This is a genomic window from Lentzea sp. NPDC054927 (assembly GCF_053610285.1).
On the sequence record NZ_JBSGXZ010000001.1, the window covers coordinates 716,793 to 740,131 of the forward strand.

20 protein-coding genes are annotated in these 23,339 nt (G+C 70.3%); 8 read left to right on the top strand and 12 right to left on the bottom strand.

Annotated features, from left to right (window positions below):
• Window positions 1-84: 84 nt before the first annotated feature.
• On the bottom strand, window positions 85-921 hold the full coding sequence (locus ACWGE0_RS03340) for a patatin-like phospholipase family protein (RefSeq protein WP_452259264.1): 837 nt from the start codon (window positions 919-921) through the stop codon (window positions 85-87).
• A 153-nt stretch (window positions 922-1,074) separates the two neighbouring features.
• On the opposite strand from ACWGE0_RS03340, the gene ACWGE0_RS03345 reads away from it, so the two are divergent.
• Entirely contained in the window at window positions 1,075-3,615 is a 2,541-nt protein-coding gene (locus ACWGE0_RS03345) for an MGH1-like glycoside hydrolase domain-containing protein (protein ID WP_452259265.1), read from the top strand.
• On the top strand, window positions 3,612-5,039 hold the full coding sequence (locus ACWGE0_RS03350) for an alpha-amylase family glycosyl hydrolase (RefSeq protein ID WP_452259266.1): 1,428 nt from the start codon (window positions 3,612-3,614) through the stop codon (window positions 5,037-5,039). Before ACWGE0_RS03345 ends, ACWGE0_RS03350 begins: the two co-directional genes overlap by 4 nt.
• On the opposite strand, the gene ACWGE0_RS03355 is transcribed toward ACWGE0_RS03350, so the two are convergent.
• Window positions 4,981-5,991: an AI-2E family transporter gene (locus ACWGE0_RS03355; protein ID WP_452259267.1), complete on the bottom strand. Its 1,011-nt coding sequence runs from the start codon at window positions 5,989-5,991 to the stop codon at window positions 4,981-4,983. The genes ACWGE0_RS03350 and ACWGE0_RS03355 overlap by 59 nt on opposite strands.
• The gene (locus tag ACWGE0_RS03360) at window positions 5,991-6,410 is read right to left on the bottom strand and encodes a DUF7144 family membrane protein (RefSeq protein ID WP_452259268.1); all 420 of its coding nucleotides are present in this window, start codon (window positions 6,408-6,410) and stop codon (window positions 5,991-5,993) included. The genes ACWGE0_RS03355 and ACWGE0_RS03360 overlap by 1 nt, the downstream gene beginning before the upstream one ends.
• A gap of 152 nt (window positions 6,411-6,562) precedes the next feature.
• Here ACWGE0_RS03360 and ACWGE0_RS03365 point away from each other — a divergent pair, with 152 nt between their 5' ends.
• From ACWGE0_RS03365 to ACWGE0_RS03375, 3 genes are read left to right on the top strand one after another with little or no spacing between them, the layout of a single operon-like run.
• Window positions 6,563-8,386 carry a glycoside hydrolase family 15 protein gene (locus ACWGE0_RS03365; RefSeq protein ID WP_452259269.1) on the top strand — a complete coding sequence of 608 codons (1,824 nt, stop codon included), beginning with the start codon at window positions 6,563-6,565 and terminating at the stop codon, window positions 8,384-8,386.
• A 36-nt stretch (window positions 8,387-8,422) separates the two neighbouring features.
• A complete protein-coding gene (locus ACWGE0_RS03370; protein WP_452259270.1) occupies window positions 8,423-8,908 on the top strand; it encodes a DUF1269 domain-containing protein in 486 nt (161 codons plus the stop codon).
• Window positions 8,905-9,378: a potassium channel family protein gene (locus ACWGE0_RS03375; protein ID WP_452259271.1), complete on the top strand. Its 474-nt coding sequence runs from the start codon at window positions 8,905-8,907 to the stop codon at window positions 9,376-9,378. Before ACWGE0_RS03370 ends, ACWGE0_RS03375 begins: the two co-directional genes overlap by 4 nt.
• On the opposite strand, the gene ACWGE0_RS03380 is transcribed toward ACWGE0_RS03375, so the two are convergent.
• Genes ACWGE0_RS03380 through ACWGE0_RS03390 form a run of 3 tightly spaced genes read right to left on the bottom strand, consistent with a single transcriptional unit; the run spans window position 9,344 to window position 12,737 of the window.
• Window positions 9,344-10,633: an MFS transporter gene (locus tag ACWGE0_RS03380; protein WP_452259272.1), complete on the bottom strand. Its 1,290-nt coding sequence runs from the start codon at window positions 10,631-10,633 to the stop codon at window positions 9,344-9,346. The genes ACWGE0_RS03375 and ACWGE0_RS03380 overlap by 35 nt on opposite strands.
• Window positions 10,630-11,739, bottom strand: coding sequence for a hypothetical protein (locus ACWGE0_RS03385; protein WP_452259273.1), 1,110 nt, complete (start codon window positions 11,737-11,739; stop codon window positions 10,630-10,632). The genes ACWGE0_RS03380 and ACWGE0_RS03385 overlap by 4 nt, the downstream gene beginning before the upstream one ends.
• Window positions 11,736-12,737 (bottom strand): hypothetical protein, encoded by a 1,002-nt coding sequence (locus ACWGE0_RS03390; RefSeq protein ID WP_452259274.1) that lies wholly within the window; start codon window positions 12,735-12,737, stop codon window positions 11,736-11,738. Before ACWGE0_RS03390 ends, ACWGE0_RS03385 begins: the two co-directional genes overlap by 4 nt.
• A gap of 193 nt (window positions 12,738-12,930) precedes the next feature.
• Here ACWGE0_RS03390 and ACWGE0_RS03395 point away from each other — a divergent pair, with 193 nt between their 5' ends.
• Both ACWGE0_RS03395 and ACWGE0_RS03400 read left to right on the top strand, forming a co-directional pair.
• Complete coding sequence (locus tag ACWGE0_RS03395) at window positions 12,931-13,116, top strand: hypothetical protein (RefSeq protein ID WP_452259275.1); 186 nt, start codon at window positions 12,931-12,933, stop codon at window positions 13,114-13,116.
• Window positions 13,117-13,294: 178 nt separating this feature from the next.
• Window positions 13,295-15,763, top strand: coding sequence for a LuxR C-terminal-related transcriptional regulator (locus ACWGE0_RS03400; RefSeq protein WP_452259276.1), 2,469 nt, complete (start codon window positions 13,295-13,297; stop codon window positions 15,761-15,763).
• Window positions 15,764-15,936: 173 nt separating this feature from the next.
• Here ACWGE0_RS03400 and ACWGE0_RS03405 read toward each other — a convergent pair whose 3' ends face one another.
• From ACWGE0_RS03405 to ACWGE0_RS03425, 5 genes are all read right to left on the bottom strand, one after another.
• Window positions 15,937-16,950: a glycoside hydrolase family 88/105 protein gene (locus ACWGE0_RS03405; RefSeq protein WP_452259277.1), complete on the bottom strand. Its 1,014-nt coding sequence runs from the start codon at window positions 16,948-16,950 to the stop codon at window positions 15,937-15,939.
• Window positions 16,951-17,911: 961 nt separating this feature from the next.
• Complete coding sequence (gene ligA, locus ACWGE0_RS03410) at window positions 17,912-19,906, bottom strand: NAD-dependent DNA ligase LigA (RefSeq protein WP_452259278.1); 1,995 nt, start codon at window positions 19,904-19,906, stop codon at window positions 17,912-17,914.
• 57 nt (window positions 19,907-19,963) lie between these two features.
• Window positions 19,964-20,434 (bottom strand): DUF6653 family protein, encoded by a 471-nt coding sequence (locus tag ACWGE0_RS03415; protein ID WP_452259279.1) that lies wholly within the window; start codon window positions 20,432-20,434, stop codon window positions 19,964-19,966.
• Window positions 20,427-21,005 carry a TetR family transcriptional regulator gene (locus tag ACWGE0_RS03420; protein WP_452259280.1) on the bottom strand — a complete coding sequence of 193 codons (579 nt, stop codon included), beginning with the start codon at window positions 21,003-21,005 and terminating at the stop codon, window positions 20,427-20,429. The genes ACWGE0_RS03415 and ACWGE0_RS03420 overlap by 8 nt, the downstream gene beginning before the upstream one ends.
• Before the next feature lie 349 nt (window positions 21,006-21,354).
• Window positions 21,355-22,161 (bottom strand): LLM class flavin-dependent oxidoreductase, encoded by an 807-nt coding sequence (locus tag ACWGE0_RS03425; RefSeq protein WP_452259281.1) that lies wholly within the window; start codon window positions 22,159-22,161, stop codon window positions 21,355-21,357.
• Window positions 22,162-22,238: 77 nt separating this feature from the next.
• Between ACWGE0_RS03425 and ACWGE0_RS03430 the strand changes: the two genes are divergently transcribed.
• A complete protein-coding gene (locus ACWGE0_RS03430; RefSeq protein ID WP_452259282.1) occupies window positions 22,239-23,108 on the top strand; it encodes a LysR family transcriptional regulator in 870 nt (289 codons plus the stop codon).
• Here ACWGE0_RS03430 and ACWGE0_RS03435 read toward each other — a convergent pair.
• Entirely contained in the window at window positions 23,105-23,335 is a 231-nt protein-coding gene (locus tag ACWGE0_RS03435) for a hypothetical protein (RefSeq protein WP_452259283.1), read from the bottom strand. The two genes, ACWGE0_RS03430 and ACWGE0_RS03435, sit on opposite strands and share 4 nt — an antisense overlap.
• Between the last annotated feature and the right edge of the window lie 4 nt (window positions 23,336-23,339).

Below are 23,339 nucleotides of genomic sequence, written 5' to 3' on the forward strand. Positions count from 1 at the left end.
ATCAAGTGTTGGTGGTACTTGCAGACGCCTGTCGGGATCAACGAGCCCAGAGGGCCCAGGCCCTCACGGGCACCGGGTCGCCACCTAGGCGTTCGAGCCGCAGGCCTGATGCGCCGAACCGGCCGGGCACCCGGCCGCCAGCCAGTCGCGGGTGCTCGCGTACGCGGCGTCGATCAGCTCCCGCGCACGACTGAAATCACCGGGTGACACCCGCAGCGGGCAGAGCGACGGCACGACCCGCAGCTCGACCTCGTCCCGATAGCGTTCGACGTCCACCGCCAGCCGATGGTTGACCAGCAACGTCAACGCCTGCAACGCCATCGCGACGGCGCTCTTCGGCGGCGAGGTCAACGAGCACGCGTACCCGGTCGGCAGCACCCACACCTGATCAGCGCCCAGCGCGACCGCGTGGGACACCGGGTTGTTGTTCACCGCGCCGCCATCCATCAGGTACCGGCCGTCCAGCAGCAGCGGAGGGAACACAGCGGGAATCGCGGTCGAGGCCAGCACCGCGTCGACCGCGTTTCCCCTCGACAGCAGGACTTCCTCGCCGGACAGCACATCGGTCGCGCCGACGTGCACCGGTATCACCGTGCTGGTCAGGTCGATCGAGCCCAGCGAGCGTTCCAGCAGGCGGCGCAACGCGGAGTTCGGCACGAGGTGGTCGCGGAACCCCAGCAGGCCGAGCAGACCGCGCACCGGCCGAATTGGGAAGACATCGTTGCGGCGCAAGGAGACCCAAAGATCGACCAATGTGTCCACATGGGACGGATGCAGCGCGAACCACGCGGCGTTGGCCGCGCCCACCGAGGTGCCGACGACGAAGTCCGGCTGGACGTCAGCGTCGGTGAGCGCTGCCAGCATGCCGACCTCTGTCGCGCCCAAGCTCCCACCGCCTGCGAGCACGAACGCGGTCGCCATCCCCTCATCCTCCTCGCGTCACGCCTGCCGCGGCGAGGGGCCAACTCCTCCGGCACGGGTGGTCGCGGACCTCCGAACCATCCGCGCGAGGTGAACCGGCACGCCCGATCTCCCCGCCAGCCTGGGGTTTCCGAGCGACGAGAGGTGGTCGACGTGGTCAGTGCGGAGAAGCAGCGACTGCAGGAGGCGGGTCCGTGGCGGCGGTGGGGACCGTATCTCAGCGAACGGCAGTGGGGCACGGTCCGCGAGGGTGGCGACGACGCCTGGACGGCGTTCACCCACGACCAGGCCAGGTATCGGGCGTATCGATGGGGTGAGGACGGGCTGGCCGGGTTCAGCGACGACCGGCAGCGCGTCTGTCTGTCGCTGGCGTTGTGGAACGGCACCGACACGATCCTCAAGGAACGGTTGTTCGGTCTCACCAACGGCGAGGGCAACCACGGCGAGGACGTCAAGGAGTGCTACTACTACCTCGACGCCACACCGACTTCCTCGTACCTGCGGATGCTCTACAAGTACCCGCAGGCGAAGTTCCCGTACGAGGACCTCGTCGCCACCAACGCCGCGCGCACCCGGCAGGACCCCGAGTACGAGCTGCTCGACACTGGCGTGTTCGACGACGACCGCTACTTCGACGTCGTGGTGGAGTACGCGAAGGACGGTCCCGAGGACGTGCTGATGCGCGTCACGGCCCACAACCGCGGCCCGGAAGACGCGACGCTGCACCTGTTGCCCACGCTGTGGTTCCGGCACACCTGGTCGTGGGCGGGCGATGTCCGCATGCCGACGCTGCACACCTGCGAGCCCGGCACCGTGCGGGCCGAGCACCCGGAACTCGGCGTGCGGTGGTGGTACGTCGCGCCGCCGGCCCCGATCCTCGTGACGGAGAACGAGACCGACAACGAGCGCGTGTTCGGCTCGGCCAACGTCACCCCGCACGTGAAGGACGGCATCGAACGGGCCGTGCTGCACGGCGATCTCACCGCGGTCACACCGGACGGCGTCGGCACGAAAGCCGCCGCCCACCACGAAGTCCGCATCCCAGCGGGCCGCAGCGCCCAGGTCAGGGTCCGGCTCAGCGACCGCAGTCTCCAGGACCCATTCGCGGACTTCGACGCGACGATCAGCGCGAGGCGTGAGGAGGCCGACGACTTCTACGACGAGGTGCTCGGCGGTGATCCGCGCACCGACGAACGGCTGGTGTGCCGGCAGGCGCTGGCGGGGCTGCTGTGGTCGCGGCAGTACTACGCGTTCGACGTCGAGCGCTGGCTGACCGAACGAGGCGCGGATCCGCTGGCAGGCGACCAGAACTGGCGGCACCTCGTCGCCCAGGACGTCATCGTCATGCCCGACAAGTGGGAGTACCCGTGGTTCGCCGCGTGGGACCTGGCCTTTCACGCGGTGCCGCTGGTGGTCGTCGACCCGGAGCTCGCGAAGCAGCAGATCGAACTGCTGCTCGGCCGCCGCTACCTGCATCCCAACGGCCAGATTCCGGCCTACGAGTGGAACTTCAGCGACGTCAATCCACCGGCGCACGCGTGGGCGGCGTGGTTCGTCTATCAGTACGACGGCGACAAGGAGTTCCTGGCGCGAGTGTTCCCGCCGCTGCTGCGCGCGTTCGGCTGGTGGCTCAACCGCAAGGACGCCGACGGCCGCAACCTGTTCCAGGGCGGGTTCCTCGGGCTGGACAACATCGGGGTGTTCGACCGCAGCGCTCCCCTGCCGACCGGCGGGCGGATCGACCAGGCGGACGGCACCGCGTGGATGGCGTTGTACTGCCAGAACCTGATCCAGATGGCGCTCGAACTGGGCGAGGTGGAGCAGGCCGCGACGTTGCTCGAGAACCTCGCGTGGATCGCGGCGGCCACCGGCAACGTGGGCAGCGGGTTGTGGGACGAGGAGGACGGCTTCTTCCACGACGTGCTGCGGCATCCGGACGGGACCACCACGGCGTTGAAGGTCCGCTCGGCCGTCGGGTTGCTGCCGCTGGCCGCCGCGACGGTGATCGGGCCGGAGGTCCGGCGCGAGCATCCCGAGCTGGTGGACGGCATGCGGGAGTTCCTCGACCGGCATCCAGCCGTGCGAGCGGCGCTGTGGGGGCACGGCGCGCAGACCGACGCGGACGGCCCCGTGCTGTTCTCGTTGTTCGACGAGAGTCGCCTGCGCCGGATCCTCGCGCGGATGCTCGACCCCGCGGAGTTCCTGAGCCCGCACGGGATCCGCTCGTTGTCGCGCTGGCACGCCGAACATCCGTACGTGCTCACCGTCGACGGTGTCGAGCACCGCGTCGGCTACCTGCCGGCCGAGTCCGACAGCGGCATGTTCGGTGGCAACTCGAACTGGCGGGGACCGGTGTGGTTCCCGATCAACGCGCTGGTCATCCGGGCGTTGCGGCACCTGCACGAGTACTACGGCGACGAGTTCACCGTGGAGTGCCCGACCGGCTCCGGGCGGCAGCGCAACCTCCGCCAGGTGGCGGACGACATCGGCGAACGGCTGCTCGACACATTTCTGTCCGGTGTGGACGGTCGGCCGGTGCACGGCGGGCAGACGCGGTACAGGGATCCGCATTGGCAGGAGCTGCCGTTGTTCTACGAGTACCTCCACGGCGACAACGGCGCGGGCATCGGCGCGAGCCACCAGACCGGGTGGACGGCGCTGGTCGCCCTGCTGCCGCGGGAGGTGGCGCGATGAGCTGGCCAGAGCAACCGGTCATCTACGAGATCAACACGGCCGTGTGGCTGAACGAGCTGTCGCACCAGGCAGGTCGCGAGGTCCCCCTCGGCGACGTGCCCGCCTCCGCCTGGCACGCGGTCACCCCGGCCGGGGTCGACGCGGTGTGGCTGATGGGAGTGTGGGAACGCAGCGTGCTGGGCCTCGCGATCGCGAACGCGCACGCCGGCCTGCGGGAGTCGTTCCGCGCGGCGCTGCCGGACCTGCGCGCGGAGGACGTCGCCGGGTCGCCGTACTGCGTGCGCCGCTACGCCGTGGCCGAGGAGTTCGGCGGTGACGAGGGCCTCGCGAAGGCCCGCGCCGAACTGGCCACGCGCGGGGTGCGGCTGATCCTCGACTACGTGCCGAACCACGTGGCGCCGGACCATCCGTGGGTGCTGGAGCATCCGGAGTTCTTCGTGCGCGGGGACGCCGACGACTACACCGACGACCCGCGGAGGTGGCTCGTCGTCGGGGGGAACGTGCTGGCGCGCGGCAAGGACCCGTACTTCCCGGCGTGGCCGGACGTCCTGCAGCTCGACGCCTTCTCCCCGGCGTTCCGCGCGGCCGCCACGATGACGCTCGGCTCGGTCGCCGCACGGTGCGACGGGATCCGTTGCGACATGGCCATGCTCGCCACCAACGAGGTCTTCGCGCGCACGTGGGGCAGAACGCCGCCGGAGCAGGACTTCTGGCCGGAGGTCATCGGGAGCCTGCGCTCCGACCACCCGGAGACGGTGCTGATCGCCGAGGCGTACTGGGACATGGAGTGGCCGTTGCAGCAGCAGGGTTTCAACTTCTGCTACGACAAACGGCTCTACGACCGGCTCCTCAGCGGGGACGGGGTGCGCGATCACCTGCGTGCCGATCCTGCCTACCAGTCCAGGCTCCTGCGGTTCCTGGAGAACCAGGACGAGCCGCGCATCGCGAGCGAACTCCCACCGGCCGCCGCACGGGCGGCCGCGGTGGCGATCGCGACGCTGCCCGGTGCGACGCTCTGGCACGAGGGCCAGTTCGAGGGCAGGCGCGTCCGGCCGCCGGTGTTCCTGGCCCGGCGGCCGGACGAACCTCTCGACCACGACCTCGCCGCCTGGTACCGGCGCCTGCTCGCGATCGTGAGCGATCACCAGGTGCGGCTCGGCGAGTGGCGGTTGCTCGACGCCGAGGGCTGGCCGGACAACCAGTCGTGCCGGCGGCTGCTCGCGTGGACGTGGACAGCCGCCGGCGGTGCCCGGCACGTGGTGGTCGTGAACTTCTCCGACCGGCCGGCCCAGGGACTGCTACCGGTAGAGCTCCACCGGTACACCGATCTGCTCGACGGGATGGTGTACGAGCACGAGGACGATCTCAGCCCGCTGTACGTGGCGCTGGGGCCGTGGGGCTGTCACCTCTTCGCGGCGGTCTGAGCAGGGCCGCCGCCCAGCCCGCCGCCGGGTCGATGTCGACCAGCAACACCTTCACCAGCACGGTGAGCGGCACCGCCAGCAACGCGCCGAGCGGGCCGAGCACCCAGGCCCAGAACACCAGGGCCAGGAACGTGACGGTGGTCGACAACCCGGCGGCGTCGCCGGTGAAGCGCGGCTGGATCAGCGACTGCACCACGAAGTTCAGCGCCACGTAGAACACCAGCACGGCCAGCGCCCGGCGCGGGCCGTGCTGGAGCAGCGCGAGCACCGCGGGCGGCACGACGCCGAGGATGAACCCGATGGTGGGGATGTAGTTGGTGACGAAGGACAACACACCCCACAACAGCGCGAGCGGGACGCCCAGCAGGGCCAGACCGATCGTGTCGAGCACCGCCACGATGAACCCGAACACCGTTGTGACCAGCACATAACGCCGGGTCCGCCGGACGAACTCGATCAGCGCCTCCCGCAGGTGCGGCCGGTCCGCGGCGATGTCGGCCAGCCGGGAGTTCGCCCAGCCGACCTCGGCACCGAGGAACAGCAGCAGTGCCACCAGGAACACCAGGCTCGTGGTGAGGCTCGTCAGCTCGGTGAGCAGCCCGCCGATCGCGCCGACGAGCTGCCCCCTGTCGATGCCGTTGATCGCCCGCTCGGCCCGCACGACCAGTTCGTCGCGCGCGAACTCCGGCAGCATCGAGACCAGCCGCGCACCGGACATCGCCACCGTGACGGCGACGACGCCCAGCACGCCGTAGACGAGCACCACCACCGTCAGCGTCGCCAGCCACGGCGGCGCGCCGCGGCCGCGCAGCCGCCGGTGCACGGGACTGATCGCGATGACGACCAGCAACGCCAGCATCGCCGGCGCCACCAGCCACGCGACCGCCCGCACACCGGCGACCACGACGACCGCGGCCGCGCCACCGAGCAGGATCGTGAGTGCGCGAGGCATCAATGGTGAGGTGTCGTCTCGTACTTGGTCGTCGTCGTGGCGTCCGCCTCCGAACCGTGGACGACCACAGCCCAGATCACTATGACGCACAACGTGATGACGATCGTGGACCACACCGGGTGCACCGACATGAACGCCAGTTGGGCCACCGAGTTGACGACCGCGAGCACCACCGTGAGCACCCTGGCCCACGCGGCACCGGAGAGCAGCGCGGCGCCCGCGAGCGCCACCAGAATCCCGATCAGAAGGGTGATCCAGCCCCACGCGGTGAGGTCGAAGACGAGCACCTGCTCCTCGGTCACGACGTAGTACTCACCGCGGAACAACGCCACCAGCCCCTCAATGGCGTTGAACGAGCCCATGACCATCATCATGATGCCCGCGAACCAGATCCAGCCGAGCCAGCCTGTTTCCCGCATCGTGCCTCCGTTGTCTCGGGACGAGGATTTGCCCGGTCACCGTGGCACCGGCGCGCGGCGCGGATCTTCACCCGTTTCGCGCGAGAGGCGGCGCGGTGCTCGGTCCGGGAGGGTGAAGACCTGTCCCCGCCCCGCCGCGAAGTCTCGATCACATGACGACACAACCCCCGTACCCGCTGATCGCCGACCACGGGCTGATCGGCGATCTGCAGACCTCCGCGCTGGTGTCCACCGACGGCACCGTGGACTGGTTCTGCAGCCCGCGGTTCGACTCGCCTTCCGTGTTCGCCTCGCTGCTCGATCGGCAGCGCGGCGGGTTCTGCCGCATCAGGCCCGCTTCCGGGCACACCGGCCGCCAGCTGTACTTCCCCGACACCGCGGTGCTGATCACCCGGTTCATGACCGACGAGGGCACGGGTGAGGTCGTCGACTTCATGCCGCCGCTCCCGGACGAGAACGAGACCGAACGGCATCGGCTGGTGCGCATCGTGCGGTGCGTGCGCGGACGCATGACGTTCGAGGTCGATGTGGTGCCACGGTTCGACTACGGCCGTCGCGCCCACCGCGCGAAGCTCACCGACGACGGCGTGATCTTCGACTGCGGCCAGTTCGGGCTGGTGCTGCACGCGGTGCGCGAGCCTGGCGATCCGCGGGTGGTGTCCGGGGAGATCACCCCCACCCAGGACCTGCACGCCACGCTCTCCCTGACCGAGGGCCAGACCCGTGGCATCGTGCTGGAGTCCGGTACCACCGGACCGCCGCGTGCAGTCAGCGCGGCCGAGGCGCGGGAGTTGTTCGACGCCACGGTGCTGTTCTGGCACGGCTGGCTCACCCAGTCGACCTACCGGGGCCGCTGGCGGGAGGCGGTCGACCGGTCCGCGATCACGTTGAAGCTGCTGAGCCACGCGCCCTCCGGTGCGCTGATCGCGGCGCCGACGACCGGCCTGCCCGAGCAGCTCGGTGGTGAGCGCAACTGGGACTACCGGTACACCTGGGTCCGTGACGCGTCGTTCGCCGTGTCGTCGTTGCTGCGCTTGGGTTTCACCTCGGAGGCCACGGCGTTCGGGCGATGGCTCACCGACCGTTGCGAAGAGGCCGGGCCGTTGCAGGTGATGTACGCCGTCGACGGGTCCGCGGATCTCACCGAGCAGGTGCTGGAGCATCTCGAGGGATACCGGGGATCGTCGCCGGTGCGGGCGGGCAACGGGGCGGCCGGCCAGTTGCAGCTCGACATCCACGGCGAGTTCCTGGACAGCGTGTACGCGGCGCACCTGTGCGGTCTGCGGATCTCGCACCGCGGCTGGCACGCGGTGGTCGAGCAGCTGGCGTGGCTGGCGGAGAACTGGGACCAGCCGGAGGAAGGCATCTGGGAGACGCGCTCCGGCCGGGCCGACTTCACCTACGGCCGGGTGATGAGCTGGGTCGCGTTCGACCGGGCGATCCGCATCGCCACGGCGGAGGGCAGGCCGGGGCCGGTGGAACGCTGGCGTTCGGTGCGCGACCGGATCTACGGCCAGGTGTGGGAACGGGGCTGGGACCGGTCGACCGGAGCGTTCGTGCAGCAGTACGGCTCCTCCGCGCTGGACGCGTCCTTGCTTCGGCTGCCGCAGGTCGGTTTCGTCTCACCGCACGACCCGGTGTGGCTGGACGCGCTGGCCGCCATGGAATCGCTCGTGCACGACAGTCTCGTGCTGCGCTACGACACCGAGGCCGCACCGGACGGACTGCGCGGGTCGGAGGGCACGTTCTCGTTGTGCACCTTCAACTACGTGACCGCGCTGGCGCTGTCCGGGCGTGCTCGCGAGGCGCGGCTGGTGTTCGAGAAGATGCTGACCTACGGCAACCACCTGGGTCTGTTCGCCGAGGAGATCGCGCTGACCGGCGAGCAGCTCGGCAACTTCCCGCAGGCGTTCACCCACCTGGCCCTCATCGACGCGGCCGTCACCCTCGACGAACAGCTCACCCGCGGCGGGTGAGGACTCGTGCTCGGTTCTTCTCGCACAGTTTCGGCCATGGCCACTTTGACCGTGTGGAAGTTCGACTCCTCCGACGGAGCGCGCAACGCGCTCGACCTGTTGCAGAAGCTCCAGGACCAGCAACTGATCACCATCCGCGACACGGCGTACGTCTACTGGGAGGAAGGTGCGAAACGCCCGAAGACCAAGGAGCTCGGCAAGCTCACCGGCGCGGGCACGCTCGGCGGAGCGTTCTGGGGGCTCCTGTTCGGGCTGATCTTCTTCATCCCGGTGCTGGGGGCGGCGATCGGAGCGGGCATCGGGGCGCTGACCGGATCGCTGTCCCGGGCCGGCATCGATGACAACTTCGTCCAGGACGTCCGCGAGAGCGTCACACCGGGCACGTCCGCGTTGTTCGTGATGTCCGAGCACGCGGTCGTGGACCGGGTCGCGGACCAGTTCAAGCAGACCGGTGCCTCGCTCATCACCACGAACCTGTCCGCGGACCAGGAGAAGCTGCTGAAGGAGACGTTCACCTCGTGACCTGGGCGGTGGTGCGGCCGGCAGCGACTGTCGGGGTGCTGCTGCTGGTCTACTACCGCCTGCCGATAGACCAGCCGGAGGACGGATACACCGTGCTCCGGCTGGTCGCCGCTCTGCTGCTGGTGACGGTCGTGTTCTGGTGGCAGGTGCGGATGATCGGGCGGGCGAAGCACCCCGGCTGGCAGGGCGTGCAGGCGCTCGCACTGGTGATTCCGTTGTTCCTCTTGGTGTTCGCTCAAGCGTGTTTCCTGCTGGCCCGGCATCAGCCCGGCAGTTTCACCGTTCCGCTGAGCCGCACCGATGCCCTGTACTTCGTCGTCACGGTGTTCGCGACCGTCGGATTCGGTGACATCACCCCGGTTTCCACCGCCGCGCGAGTCCTCGTGACCGTGCAGATGGTGCTGGACCTGCTCCTGCTGGGCGTGGCGTTGAAGGTCATCCTCGCCGCGGTTCGCCGTCGCTCCGGATGAACAACGCCATGCCCAGTCCTGCTGTTGCGAAGAGAACCAGCAACGTCAGCGCCGCGCGGTACGGACTCCCCGCCCCGAGCAGAACCGACCCGACCAGCGCCGTGCCGAGCGAGGACCCCAGGTTCGACATCGCCCGCGACACCCCGGACACGTCCGCCTGGTCCTCATCAGGCCAGCGCGACTGCACGACGTTCACCGATGCCGTCAGCATGATCCCGATGCCCGCGCCGAGCAGGAACAGCCCGACCGGTTGCTGCAACGTGCCCGCGATGGTGAGCACGAAACCCACCCGGATCAGCGTGCGCTGCGTGTACTTCCGCGCGAACCTGCCCGCGAGTGCCGACGTGACCAGCATGCCGATCGTGGCCGGCAGCAGCGCGACGCCGGTCTCGATCGCGCTGAGCTGCTGTTCCTGTTGCAGGTGCACGGAAAGCACGAAGAACGTGCCCTGCAGCACCAGCCACTGGACCAGCTGTGTGCCGAGTCCGAGGTTCGACGTGCGGTCCTTGAACAGCTTCGGTTCGCACAACGGGTTCTTCGCCCTGTTGATGTGCACCCCGAACAACGCCAGCACCACCGCGCCCACTCCGATCAGCAACCACGTGGTGGCCTGCCAGCCGTTCACGTTGGTGCGCAACACACCCAGCACCAGCAGGAACAACCCCGCGCCCGACAGGAACGCACCGATCCCGTCGAACCTCCCGCGCTGCGGGGTGGACTTGGGCAGGTTCCGGGCCAGCACGATGATCGTGAGGACCACCAGCACCTGCAGCCCGAACGAAGCGCGCCAGCTGAACGCACTGGTGATCAGCCCGCCCAGCAACGGCCCCGCCGCCGCACCCAGCCCACCCGCGCCGGACACGATGCCGAATCCTTTGGCTCGCGCGGCCGGATCCGTGGCGAGCGCGGTGACGAGGATGTAGATGGGCGGGATCATCAACGCCGAGCCGGTGCCTTCGAGCAGCGCGTACCCGACCAGCAGCATTCCGGGGCCGGGGGCGAGCGCCGCGAGGAGGGCGCCCGCACCGTAGATCGCGAGGCCCAGCACGAAACACCGGCGGCGCCCCCAGATGTCGGTGAGCTTGCTGCCCGGCACCATCAGCGCTGCCATGACGAGGGTGAACAGGGTGATCGTCGTCTGGACACCGGTGATCGTGGTGCCCAGGTCGTCGGCGATCGTGCTGATGGCCACGTTCATGTTGGTGGCGGCGTAGCTCGCGATGAACTGGGCCAGCGCCAGGGGAAGGATCTTCACGCCGGCCCGCCGCGCCCGTGCTCCGCGGGCAGGCCGTGGTCCGCGCGCCAAGTCGGGACGGGTGACGACCCAGCCGGAGCACTCTCGCCCGACCGCGGCCCCACCACGTCCGGACCCCGCCCGGTCGACGGCCCGGTCGACGGCCCATCAGCCGCCCCCTCGCCAACGTCCCAGCGCGGCCCCACCACTTCCCGGCCGCCCCCGACCGGCGACGCACCACGCGCCCCCGAACCCGCGACCGCCATCCCACCGGGCGGGCTCTCCCCTGACCCCGAACGCTCCCCCGACAACCCACCGAGCGGGCTCTCCGCCGCCCGCGGGCCCTCCACGCCCCGGCCATCTCCACCAGTGCTCTCCCCTGCCCCCGAACGCTCCGCACACCGGCCACCCGACAGCCCACCTGGCGCGTTCTCCCCCGCCCGCACGTGTCCGGCCGCCTTGCCCAGCAGCGCGTGCACCACCCGCAGCACCTCGGCCACGTGGTCGCGGTGCTCCCGCAGCACCTCCACCTGCCGCGCCGCCTCCCGCACCGTCTGGTCGGCCCGGCGCCGCGCGGTCTCCTCGATCAGCCGCGCGTCCCGCAGGGTTTCCTTGCGGCGCAACGCCAGCGCCAGCTCGAAGTCCTCGTCGGCCTGCGCGCGTTGCTGTGCCGCCGCCTCGTCCAGCGCGCGGCGGCGGGCCTCGCCCTCGCGGACGAGGCGGGACATGCGTTCGCGGGTCGTGGTCAGCAGGTCGCGGTGCTCGGCGTGTGTCTGCCGGGCGGACGCCCAGACGTGGTCCTCGATCGCGCCGGCCCGCTCCACGATGGCGGCGGCCTCCGACAGGGCCGAGTCGACGGCGTGACGGAGACGTTCGCCCACGGAGTCGGGCGACAGCGGCTGGCGGCAGAGACGGTCGACGCGGTCGCGCAGCAGGCGGTTCTCCTCGCGTGCGGCCTCCAGAGCCTTCGTCAGCGACAGTGCGCGGGCCTCGGCGGCGTCGCGGTCGGTGGCCAGCAGTTCGAAGTCGCGTTCGGTCTCACCCACGTAGTGCTGGACCTGGTCGCGGCGGTAGCCTAGCCAGCCGACGTCGAAAGCGGTGCGCAGCGGCACCAGGTCGGCGGTCATGAGCGCACCAGGGCGAGCTGCGCGCGGCACAGGCCGCCGATGTTCTCGAACGGCGCGGACGGCAGGCCGGCGGTGATCATGTGCACCCGCGTGCCGCTCAGCAGGGCGGCGCGCACCGCCACGTCCGCGAGCATGCCGCAGCGGCGGGCTGGAGACCATCCTCGGGCCACGTCGGTCGGGGACGGGCCGTACCAGGCGGTGGCGGTGACGTCCTCCGGGAAGCCCACGAGGAGGTCGTCGAGACGGCCCGCTGCGATCGCGTTGAGCGTGTCGTCGGCGCCTTCCACGGACAGGCGGTGGGTGCGGCCGCGTTCGTTGAAGTCGGCCAGCACGCCTTCGGTCCACGAACGGGCGGCCGCACGCGTCTCGGCCGCGATGCGGCCCGGCGTGAGAGCGCGACCGCTCCACCGGACCACGACGTCGCGGCGGACGGGGGCGGGCAGCGCCTCCCACAACGCGCCCACCACCGCGTCCTCCCCCGCGACCACCAGCAGCCTCGACTCCTGGCGGACGAGCATCTCCGCGCACGCGGCCGCGGCGGACCGCACCCCGTCCTGCCACTGCGGTTCCGGGTAGTTGAGCGAGACGTGTTCGTTGCCCGCCACCAGATCGGCACTGCACCGCCCCGCGGTCACGGCCACGCGCGGCGGGCGGTCCTGCAGCCAGGCGAGCAGCGGCACGACGTGAGCCGGTGAGCTGAACCAGGCCAGGTCCAGATGGCGCAGGCCGGGCGTGTGGAAGACGCGCGCCGGCAGTTCCTCGCCCGCGAACGCCACGAGCGCGTCGGCCGTCGGGTAGAGAGAACGGGCTCGGTGCAGCACTTCGCCGATCGTGCTGACGAGTTCGGCATCCGCGCCGTCGCAGCGCAGCTGGTCCGCCAGTCGCTGCCAGCGCCCCCGCCAGGACCGCAACGGGCTCGATCCCAGGTAGACGGATGCGACGGGCCGGGCGGGACGGACGACGTCGATCAGGTCTTGCAACGCGAGTCGGTGGCTCATGAGGCAAAGGTTCTTGGCGCGGCCCTGCCCGCTGCCTCACCCGCCGGAGGTGAACCCCTGCCGGCCGGCACGCCGTTACCGCCCACGCCGGGGGAGGCCGTGCACGTGTGCGGGCGAGCAGCGTCGACGGCGGAGGTGACCGATCTTGAGCCGTCAACCCGACCGTTCCCGATCCAGGCGCATCGTGCTCGCCGTGGCCGTTTTCCTCGCCGTGGTCGTCACAGGTGGAGGTGAGGACGACTGCGAACCGGCAGGCAAGAACGGGACACTCGCTGTGCTCTCGTTGCTACCGCGGCTGATGGGCTTCATGGGCCGTGCGCTGTGGCTGATTTCCGTTCCAGACCAGGCGAACGAGTCCACATGCCCGCCTTCGCGGTGATGCGGTTCGATCAGACGATCATGTCCAAACGAACTCCATCGGGAGACAAAGAGCAATGTCCGACAGTTCGGAGTGTGATCCTTCCAGGTCCGAGACCGGCCAGGCGAAACTGCGCGTGCCCACCGCGGCGACGCCTCTCGTGCCCCGGGGCACATTGCTATCCACAGTGGACAAACACGTGACATCCGCGCCGGTCACGGTGGTCACCGGCCCGGCGGGCTGCGGCAAGACGACGCTGCTCGCCGAGTGGGCGCGGCGGCGTGACGACCGGGTGGCGTGGCTGACGCTCGACGAGCACGACAACGCGCCGGAGCGGCTGCGGGCCGCCGTCCGCGACGCCCTCGGCCTGACCGGCGCGGTCCCGTTGACCGAACCCGGTTTCTCGTCGGCGGTCATCGCCGCGGTCGACCAGATGCCCACCCCGGTGTGCCTGGTGCTCGACAACGTGCACGAGATCCGCGACGCCGACGCGCTCGCGAGCATCGACCTGATCACCCGCCGGCCGCCCGACCGGCTACGACTAGTGCTGCTGGGGCGTTTCCCGCCACCTCTGCACCTCGGCCGGCTGCATCTGGAGGGGCGGGTGCGCGAGGTGCTGCCGCACGAGTTCACCTTCACCCGCGCCGAAACGGAGGCCCTGCTGGCCGTGCACGGGCTCCAGCTCTCCCCCGACGACGTCGGCCTGCTGCTCGACAAGACGGAGGGGTGGATCGGCGGGCTGCGGTTCGCGGTCATGCGCATGTCCACCACGGGCGCCCGTCCCGACGACCTGCTGCTGTTCGCGGGACTGGACCAGGTCGTGAGCCGGTACCTCAACGAGGAGGTGCTCGCCCGGCATTCCCGGCCGGTGCGGGATCTGCTCGTCGCGACCAGCGTGTGCGACACGATCACCGCGGACCTGGCGGGCGAGCTCACCCGGCATCCCAGCCCCGGTGTGGTGCTCGACGCGCTGGAACGCACCAACTCGTTCGTCAGCAGGCTGGACACCGCACCGGAGTGGTATCGCTGTCATCCGGTCCTGCGGGCGCACCTGTCCGCGGAACTGCGCAGGTCGCGCCCGGCCGACGAGATGGCACTGCACCAGACCGCGGCTCACTGGTATCACCGCAACGAGGAACCCGCGGTGGCGTTGAGACACGCCTTGCGGGCGGGCGACGACCAGCTGACCGCCGAGATCGTCGAACACTCGGTGCTGCCCGAGGTGCTGCGGGAGGGCAGCGGGCGGCTGCGGGAGGTGTTCGACGCGGTGCCCGGCCACCTGCTCGCCCGGCCTCAGGTCGGCGTCGTCGCGGCACTGGTCGCGATGGACGCGGGCGACGTGGCAGCCGCGGACCGGGTGCTGACCGGACTCGGCGGCGAACCGCTCGCGTTGCGGCAGGACCGGGTGCGGGTGCTGCACGCGACGGCGTTGTTGCGCCGGGGCCGTTTCGACGCACGACAAGGTGACGCGTTGCGGGTGATGGCACGCACGGCGGCGGGGCGTGGCGGCGCCGACGCGGAGGTGACCGCGTTGCTCAACCGCGGTGTGGCGGCATTGCTGTCCGGTGATCATCCGAGCGCGGAGCACGATCTCCTGCGCGCGTCGGCGATCGCACGGCAAGAGCGGTTCGACCACGCGACGCTGGACTGCCAGGTCCATCTGGCGGCACTGACCAGCGCCGGCGGTGACATCCGCACCGCGGCCAGACAGGCAGGTGAGGCGTTGGAGTTCGCCGAGGAGAAGGGATGGGAGTCCCACTTCGTCTGTGCGCTCGCCTACGCGTTGGTCGGTGTGCAGGCATACCTGCGGCTGGATGACGCACGCGCCGTTGAGCTCTCTGGCCGCGCGGTGCACGCACTGGGCGACCGCCCTGATCCGGCGACCGGACTAGCGGTGTCCACTTTGGACGCCGCCGTGTCGTTCCCGACGGCCGGTGATCCGCGTGCCGTCGTCGGCCGCATCCGCGAACGGTGGCAGGCCGTCGCCGGGCAGCAGGTGATACCCCTTGTCATAGCTCATATCGCCCCCGCGGTGCAGCGGATCGCGTTGCGCTCGGGGGACGAGCAGTGGGCGACGGCGATGGCGGACCAGGTGGAGGCGATGTTCGGCCCGTGCGGTGAGCAGGCGGTGTTGCGCGCGGTCGTGCACACCCACAACGCCCGCGTGTCGCAGGCCCGCAAGGTCATCGAACCGCTGCTGTCCGGCGAACTACCCGCGCTCGCGGCCCCGACGGTCGTGGAAGGCTGGCTGCTGGAGGCCGTGATCGTGGAACGCGCGGGCGACCAGCGGCGCGCGCACGAGGCGGTCACTCGAGCGCTGGCCGCCGCGGAACCGGTCAGCGCGTTGCGCCCGTTCTTCAACGCCGGCAAGCCGGTGCGCGACCTGCTCGCGCGCGGCGCCGGCCGATTCGGCAGGCTGGAGTCGTTCGCCACCACCACGATGACCGCGCTGCCCGCGGCCTCGACCGGGCACGTCGACGTGCTCACCGGCCGCGAACGCGATCTGCTGCTCGAACTGCCGTCGATGCGCACTACGGAGGAGATCGCCGACTCGCTGTTCGTCTCCGTCAACACGGTGAAGACGCATCTGCGCGGCATCTATCGCAAGCTGGGCGTGAATCAGCGCCGTGACGCCGTCCTCGCGGCACGGCGGTTGGGCCTGATCTGAGTTTGGCCCCTTGGGGCCGCCACGGAACGAACGCCACACTTGATCCACGCGAGCCCCGCCGACACGATCGCCCGGCTCGTCCCACTCGCGATCGCGAGCTGATTCCGCGCCAACGGCACCCCCGGCCGTGCGTCGCTTTGTGCTGCGCACGACCGGGTGAGGTGCCGCCAGTTTCACAGCTTGGCGACCTCCGACGTGGCGAGCAGGAACGCCCCGACCGCGAAGTTCGAGGTGTCGTTGCGCCCCACCGGCTGATGGTCCGACGGCTGCTGGCCCACACCCTGCACGTAGCCGAGCCTGCCGTTGGTCTGCAGGGCCGTGCGCAGCATCCCGTCCCACGCCTTCGTGACGACGGGACGGTAGGTAGCCGTTTCCAGCACGCCCTTGCGCACGCCCCACGCCAACCCGTACGTGAAGAACGCCGTACCGCTCGTCTCCGGGCCGGGATAGTTGTTGGGATCACCCAGGTTGACGTTCCAGAACCCGTCCGCCCGCTGCACTTGGGCGAGTTTCGCCGCCATCTGCTTGAAGTCGTTGACGTAGCCGGCGCGGTACGGCGAGTCCGGCGGGAGGACGTTGAGCACCTTGGCCAGCGCCGCGATCGCCCACCCGTTGCCACGTGACCAGTAGATGTTCTTGTTGACGAACTTGCTGTCGCGCCACCACAGCCCGTTGTTCCACAGCCGCTGCCGGGTGTACCGGTAGAGGCGGTCGCCGTAGTCCATCCTGCCGAGCCGCGCGTAGATCGGCAGCGCCATGTGCAGCGCGTCGACCCACCACCAGTAGTCCGTCCTCCCGGTGGCGATCGTCGCGTCGATCTCCCGCACGATCGCCGCGCGCCGGCGTGGCTCCGGGTTGTCCTCGTACAGGTCGAGGTACGGCTGCCCGGCGGCCTGGTGGTCGGCGAAGTGCGGGTTGCCCAACGAGCTCCTGAGGCCGAAGTTGTGCCGGTTCGCCCAGCTCAACGTGTAGTCCCGGTACCTGGTGTCGTTCGTGGCCCGGTACAGCGCCATGACACCGCTGTGCAGGGTCGCGTCCTGCCAGTCGTTGCCGCCGAGGCTCATCGTGCGGATCCAGTAGTCGGCAGCCGCCCGACCGGCGTCGAGCGGCCCGGCCGCCCACGCCGTGCCGGTACCGATGAGTGGCAGGGCCGATGCCCCGAGCAGGAACGAACGCCGCCTCACCATTCAGGTTTCTCCAACCTGTGACAGGGCGGCGTCACTCCCCATTAGAGCGGGGACACCGACCGCGGGGCCAGGGTTTCGCGAGATCCCGGTACCGGGTGAGGGACCACACAGATCATCCGGAAACACCACGGGCACCCGTGCCGTTGGACAGGTTGGTCGGTGCGGTCCGTGTCCCCCGGGCCTCACCTCAACGCCTTCGCGGAACACCGTCCGGCTGGTACCGCGTCGAGCACCTCGCCGAGAGGCGACCGCCGCACCGGCCACCACAGACTCGTCCCCAGGCCGTCGACTCCCCCGACGGACGGCCTGGGGGCGTCCTGCTTCTCGTTGCGGGGCAGGGAATTCGCGCGTTGCCGGGGTGAGCGACAGCACAGATCACCTTGGAACACAACACAACGCCGCGCCGTTGAACCAGACGGTCGGTGCGGAACGAGTCCCCGGGCCCCACCTCATAGCCTTCGCGGAACACCGTCCGGCTGGTACCGCGTCGTGCACACCGCCGAGAGGCGACCGCCGCACCGACCATCACAAGCTCGTCCTCAAGCCGCCCACTCCCCCAACGGGCGGTTCGAGGATGCCCCGCCCTCAAGCTGTCGTCCCCCCAGACGGCTTGAGGGCGTTCCGCTTCTCCTCGCACGGCCACGGTTTCCCGGCCCTCCGGGGTGAGCGGCCACACAGATCACCTTGGAACACAACACAACCCCGCGCCGTTGAACCAGACGGTCGGTGCGGAACGAGTCCCCGGGCCCCACCCCAAAGCCTTCGCGGAACACCGTCCGGCTGGTACCGCGTCGAGCACACCGCCGAGAGGCGACCGCCGCATCGACCACTCAAGACTCCGCCCTCGAGCTGTCGTCCTCCCCCGGACAGGTCGAGGGCGTGCACCCGCCCCCAGGCTGCCGTTCTCCCCCGGTCAGCGTGGGGGCTTCCTGCGTTCGGAACCGGAACCGGAACCGGGAGCTCAGGCGATGCCGGCCGCGATCAGCTTCTTCCAGATCTCGCCCTGGTCGACGACCTCGACGCCGAGCTTCTCCGCCTTCGTCAGCTTGTTCGCGCCGACGCCCTCGCCGGTGATCAGCAGGTCGGTCGTCGCGGACACCGACGAGGCGGCCGAGGCGCCCGCTCGTTCGCACATCTTCTGGAACGTCGGGCGGGTGACCTTCTCACCGGAGCGCGGGTCGCTGATGGAGCCGGTGATCACGACGGACTTGCCCTCCAGGGGCGCGCCGGCGACGACGACCGGGGGCAGGTCCTCCTCGCGGACTTCCAGGGACACGCCGCGTTCGCGCAGGCGCTCGATCTCCGGGCGGAGGCGGTCCAGGTGGAAGTTGATGGACTCGGCGACCTTCTGGCCGATGTCCTCGACGGCGACCAGCTTCTCGACGCCCGCGTCGGCCACCTCTTCCAGGGAGCCGAAGCCCGCGCGGCACAGGCGGGCCGCGGTGCCTTCGGAGGCCATCGGGATCGAGAGGCCGATCAGCGCGCGGCGCAGGCCCACGGAGCGGCTGCGGTCGATGGACTCGATCATGCGGGTCGCGGAGACCTCGCCCACGCGGTCGAACTCCAGCAGGCGTTCCTTGGTCAGCGTGTAGAAGTCCGACGGGTTCACCAGGTCGCCGGTTTCGGCGAGGCGTTCGATCCACACCTGGCCGATGGCGTCGATGTCCGCTGCGGCGCGGGAGGACCAGTGGATCAGGCGGCGCACGGTCTGGGCCGGGCAGACCGCGTTCGTGCAGAACAGCTCACGGCTGTTGCCCTGCTCGGTCAGCGGCTGGCCGCACGACGGGCAGTCCGACGGCGGGATGATCTCCTGCTCGTCGCCGGTGCGCTTGGACTCGTCCAGCACGCCCGCGACGAACGGGATCACGTCGCCCGCGCGGCGCACCAGGACCGTGTCGCCGATCTTGATGCCGCGGGAGCGGATGACCTCCTGGTTGGCCAGCGTCGCGCGGGTGACGGTGGTGCCGCCCACGAAGACCGGTTCGAGCCAGGCGACCGGGGCGATCTTGCCGGTCTTGCCCACGTCCCACCTGACCTCCAGCAGGACCGTCGTCTTCTCCTCGGCGGCGAACTTGTACGCGATGGCGCCGCGCGGGGAGCTGGAGCGGGTGCCGGCGGCGGCGAACGCGTCGCGGTTCGCCAGGCGCAGCACCGCGCCGTCCAGGTCGTAGTCGAGGTCGTTGCGCGCCTGCTCGATGCCCTCGATGAGCTTCTGGGCCTCGGCGGCGGACGAGCAGTGGCTCATCTCGGCGACGCTGAACCCGAGTTTGCGCAGGCCCGCGTCCAGGTCAGAGTCGGCGCTCTCCGGCTCGGTCGTCAGGTCGAACGCGAAGAACTGCATGCGCCGGCCCTCGACCGCCTTCGGGTCCTTCGCGCGCAACGTGCCCGCGGCGGCGTTGCGCGGGTTGATCAGCGGCTTCTCGGTGTTCTTCTTGTTGTACGCGTCGAACGTCGAGCGCAGCATCACGCACTCGCCGCGCACCTCGACGCGGCCCGGCGCGTCCACCTTGTCCGGCACGCCGTCGCACAGCGCGCGCGTGAGGAACGTGACGTCGTCGCCCGTAGTGCCGTCGCCACGGGTGATCGCGCGCGCCAGCTTGCCGTTCTCGTAGACCAGGGCCAGCGACAGGCCGTCGAGCTTCGGCATGACGACCACCGGCTGACCGGGGAACCGCGCGAAGAACGACTCGACCTGCTCGGGCTTGTTCGCCTTCTCCAGCGACAGCATCGGCCGTGAGTGCCGCACCGGCGCGTGCAGCACCGACGGCGCGCCGACGTGGTCCAGCGGGTTGTCCGCGGGCTTCAGCTCCGGATGCTCCGCGATCAGCGCACGGAACTCGTCCTCGATCGCGTCGTACTCGGCGTCGGCCACCAACGGCTCGCCCTGGTAGTACGCGTCACGCAGCTCCACGATCCGCGCGGCGAGCTCCTGAATCCGGTCCCCAGCTGCACTCATGCCGGGGACGTTACCCGGCACCCCTGACAATTCCGTGCAGCTGCGATCGAGCGCCGCTCAACCCGCTTGCACTCGTTCCCAAAGCCACCCGAACCGGTCAATGCGCCACAGCTGCGCGCCCACGACCAGCGTCGCACCGAACACCGTCGGCCACACCGCCAGCGCCACCAGCCCCCAGATGATCAACGCGAACCCGGCCGAACCCGCGGCCACGAGCACCCGCAACACCGCCCGGTGGTCAGGCGGCAACGCCGACCGGTTCTCCAACCAGAAACGCTCGCCGTAGATGCCTCGCGAAGTCCAGCCACGCGGCGAGTCGACCGGCGCGAACACCTTCACGTTCAGCACCAGCCACACCACCACGGCGAAGACCGGCACCAGGCACCACCAGCCGATCCAGGTGCGGCTCCAGATCGCGAGCAGCATCGCCGGGATCGCCGCGAACCGGGTCCACACGCTCCACGGGTTCGCGTGCCGGCGCCACGCCTCGTCGTCCATCCGGAACGCCTTCGCCACCATCTCAATCATCGCCAACCCCCAAGTAGGCAGACAGGAACCTGTCATCGGTAAACAGGCCGTGCGTCAACATCTCCAGCCCAGACCGTGCGGCCCGCACAGCCGTAGCGGTCTCCGCCGGATCACCACCGAGCAGCCGTCCAACGTGTCCGCTCAACACCAACGGCGCCAACAACCAGGACACATACGTCACGGCACGAGCGCGCGCGTCCAAGCAGGGGCGCACCCATCCCTCGGCCTCGCCCCCTGCCAGCCACGACTCGGTACGCGCCACGATCGAGTCGAACAACGCCGAGGCACCGGCCGTGCCGTCCAGCAACGCCCGCGCCAGATACCGCCGCACCGGCGTCGCGGCCTCCAGCAGTTCGCCGAGGTCGGCCTCCGACTCCACGCCTTCGAGCACGTACTCGTCGCACGCCTGCCGCAACCCGTCCTTCGACCCGAAGTGGTGCAGCACGAGCGCCGCCGACACCCCGGCCTCGGCCGCGATCGCCCGCACGGAGACAGCGGCCACGCCCTCGGCGCCGAACCGCGCCAGGGCGGCGTCCCGGATGCGAGCACGCGCCGTCAGATCTGAACGCATGTTCAGAGTATTGAACATGCGTTCAGCCCTGTCGAGTCCCGCAGCTCACGATGACGCCGTGTGCTTCACCAGGACGCTCACGAACTCGGGCCACACCGCCCGCGGCACGTCGTGCCCGACCGAGGGCAGCACGAGCAGCGACGCACCGGGCACCGCATCTCGCAGGGCCTCCCCGTGCGATCGCCCCGCTCATCGACCGCCCCACGACGTGCGCCCGCTCGACTCCGAGCGCGTCCAGCACACCGACGGCGTCCAGCACCAGGTCACCCGACGAGTACCCAGGCTCACCGGGCCGGGTCCGCTGGGTCGCCAAACGTCTCGACCCACAGCTCCACCCCGTTGACCAGCATCACCGCACCGCCGGCCCATCGCGCAGCACGCCACGCACGTGGTCCACGGACAAGGTCGAGGGGTCGAACGCCGTCAAACACCACGTGGCCCCGGCCTCGGCATACGGCGCGACGTCCACCCCAGGCTCGACCTCGCAGACGTAGTCGAACGGCCCATCACCAGAACGCAGCGCCTCCACCGACCCGACCGCGTCCGCGAACTGGTCAGCGGACGTGAGGTTGACCGGGAAGAACCCGTCCAACCGGGCCGCACGACGCATCGGCCGGGTGTTCCCGGGAAAACCGGCAGCCCACACGGGCACGCCAGGCCGTTGCACCGGCCGGGGCAGGAACGTGACGCCGTCCACCGTGTAGTGGGCACCGTGGTGGTGCACGACCTCGCCCGACCACGCCGCCCGCAGGATCTCCAGCGACTCGTCGAGCATCTGGCCGCGGACCCGGTCGTCGCACTCCTCGCCGGTGCGGGAGAACTCGCCCGCGAACCGGTCGCTGCCCAGCCCCACGCCGAGCACGAGCCGGCCGCCGGAGAGCAGGTCCAGGGTCGCGGTCTCGCGGGCGAGCTTCACCGGCCGGCGCCGGGTGATGGCCGAGACCATCGGGCCGAACCGCAGCCGTTCGGTGGCGGTGGCGACGGCGGCCAGGGTGATCCACGGGTCGGCCACGTGCGTCACCGGCTCGCGCCAGCGGACGTGGTCCCAGACGAAGAGGCCGGACCAGCCGAGCTCCTCCGCCTCGGCGGCGATGCGGGCGACGAGCAGCGGGTCGGCGAGGCCGTCGAACAGCGGTAACCAGAGGGCGCATTTCATGAGAGCGACGCTAGGGACGAGCGAGCATTAACAAAAGCGATACGTTCTGCTCAAGTCCAACAGCTAGCCTTATGTTCATGCTGGACCTGCGCCACCTGGCCACGCTGCGCGCCGTGGCCGAAGAGGGAACGTTCGGCCGCGCCGCCGACCGGCTCGGCTACACGCAGTCGGCGGTGAGCCAGCAGGTCGCCGCGCTGGAGAAGGCCGTCGGCGGCACGGTGTTCGACCGGCCCGGCGGCCCGAAACCGGTCCGGCTGACACCGCTCGGCGAGGTCCTCCTCGCGCACGGGCGTGAGCTGCTCGCCCGTGTCGCCGCCACCGAGGACGCCGTGGAACGGTTCAAGGCCGGTGAGGGACGCGTCGACATCGGCACGTTCCAGAGCATCACCAACGTCATCCTGCCGACCGTGGTGCGCAGGCTGCTCGACGAACAACCCGCCGCGGACATCCGGTTGTTCGAGGAAGAGACCGACCAGCCCAGCGCCGACGGCCTCGACCTGGTGTTCTTCGACGGGCCCCTGAAAGGTGACGTCGAGCAGATCAAGATCGTCGACGACCCGTACGTGGTGGTCGCCCGGCGCGGCCAGTTCGCCGACGGACCGGTTCCGCTGCGGGCCCTGGACGGCCTCGCGATGGTCGCCCAGCCGCCGATCTGCGACCAGGCGCGGGTGGAACGGGTCTACGCCGAGGCCGGGGTCGCGCCGCTGATCGTGTTCCGGACGGCGGACAACCGGGGCGTGCTCTCGATGGTGCGCGCCGGGATGGGGATCGCGGTGATGCCGTTGCTGGCGCTGGACGTCCCGCCGGACGACATCCGCACGCACGAGATCGAACCCGCCCTGACACCGCGCGAGATCTACCTGGCCTGGCAGGCGAACCGCACGCTCTCACCGCTCGCCGAGCGCGTCATCGAACTCACCCGGCAAGCCGTCCAGCACCTGACCTAGTCACGCGGCCCGCGCAACGTCAGCACGACCCGCAGCACGTGCTCGACGGCGGCCGGGAACAACGCTCCCCGCAGCTCGTCGCGGTGCGCGAGGGTCTGCCCGGCGAACTCGACCATCCGTTCCGGCCCCACCCGGCGGACCACGAGCGTGGCGACCTCCTCCAGGTCGAGGCCGGGGTGGTCGAGGCGGGTCAGCGCGAACTCGACGATCAGCTCCTCATCGGTCACCGGC

Bases quoted from the DNA above. Each gene is read 5' to 3' on its own strand.
- ACWGE0_RS03340 (WP_452259264.1), bottom strand. From the start codon at position 921: ATGGCGACCGCGTTCGTGCTCGCAGGCGGTGGGAGCTTGGGCGCGACA.
- ACWGE0_RS03350 (WP_452259266.1), top strand. From the start codon at position 3,612: ATGAGCTGGCCAGAGCAACCGGTCATCTACGAGATCAACACGGCCGTG.
- ACWGE0_RS03355 (WP_452259267.1), bottom strand. From the start codon at position 5,991: ATGCCTCGCGCACTCACGATCCTGCTCGGTGGCGCGGCCGCGGTCGTC.
- ACWGE0_RS03360 (WP_452259268.1), bottom strand. From the start codon at position 6,410: ATGCGGGAAACAGGCTGGCTCGGCTGGATCTGGTTCGCGGGCATCATG.
- ACWGE0_RS03365 (WP_452259269.1), top strand. From the start codon at position 6,563: ATGACGACACAACCCCCGTACCCGCTGATCGCCGACCACGGGCTGATC.
- ACWGE0_RS03370 (WP_452259270.1), top strand. From the start codon at position 8,423: ATGGCCACTTTGACCGTGTGGAAGTTCGACTCCTCCGACGGAGCGCGC.
- ACWGE0_RS03385 (WP_452259273.1), bottom strand. From the start codon at position 11,739: ATGACCGCCGACCTGGTGCCGCTGCGCACCGCTTTCGACGTCGGCTGG.
- ACWGE0_RS03390 (WP_452259274.1), bottom strand. From the start codon at position 12,737: ATGAGCCACCGACTCGCGTTGCAAGACCTGATCGACGTCGTCCGTCCC.
- ACWGE0_RS03405 (WP_452259277.1), bottom strand. From the start codon at position 16,950: ATGGTGAGGCGGCGTTCGTTCCTGCTCGGGGCATCGGCCCTGCCACTC.
- ligA (WP_452259278.1), bottom strand. From the start codon at position 19,906: ATGAGTGCAGCTGGGGACCGGATTCAGGAGCTCGCCGCGCGGATCGTG.
- ACWGE0_RS03415 (WP_452259279.1), bottom strand. From the start codon at position 20,434: ATGATTGAGATGGTGGCGAAGGCGTTCCGGATGGACGACGAGGCGTGG.
- ACWGE0_RS03420 (WP_452259280.1), bottom strand. From the start codon at position 21,005: ATGCGTTCAGATCTGACGGCGCGTGCTCGCATCCGGGACGCCGCCCTG.
- ACWGE0_RS03425 (WP_452259281.1), bottom strand. From the start codon at position 22,161: ATGAAATGCGCCCTCTGGTTACCGCTGTTCGACGGCCTCGCCGACCCG.
- ACWGE0_RS03430 (WP_452259282.1), top strand. From the start codon at position 22,239: ATGCTGGACCTGCGCCACCTGGCCACGCTGCGCGCCGTGGCCGAAGAG.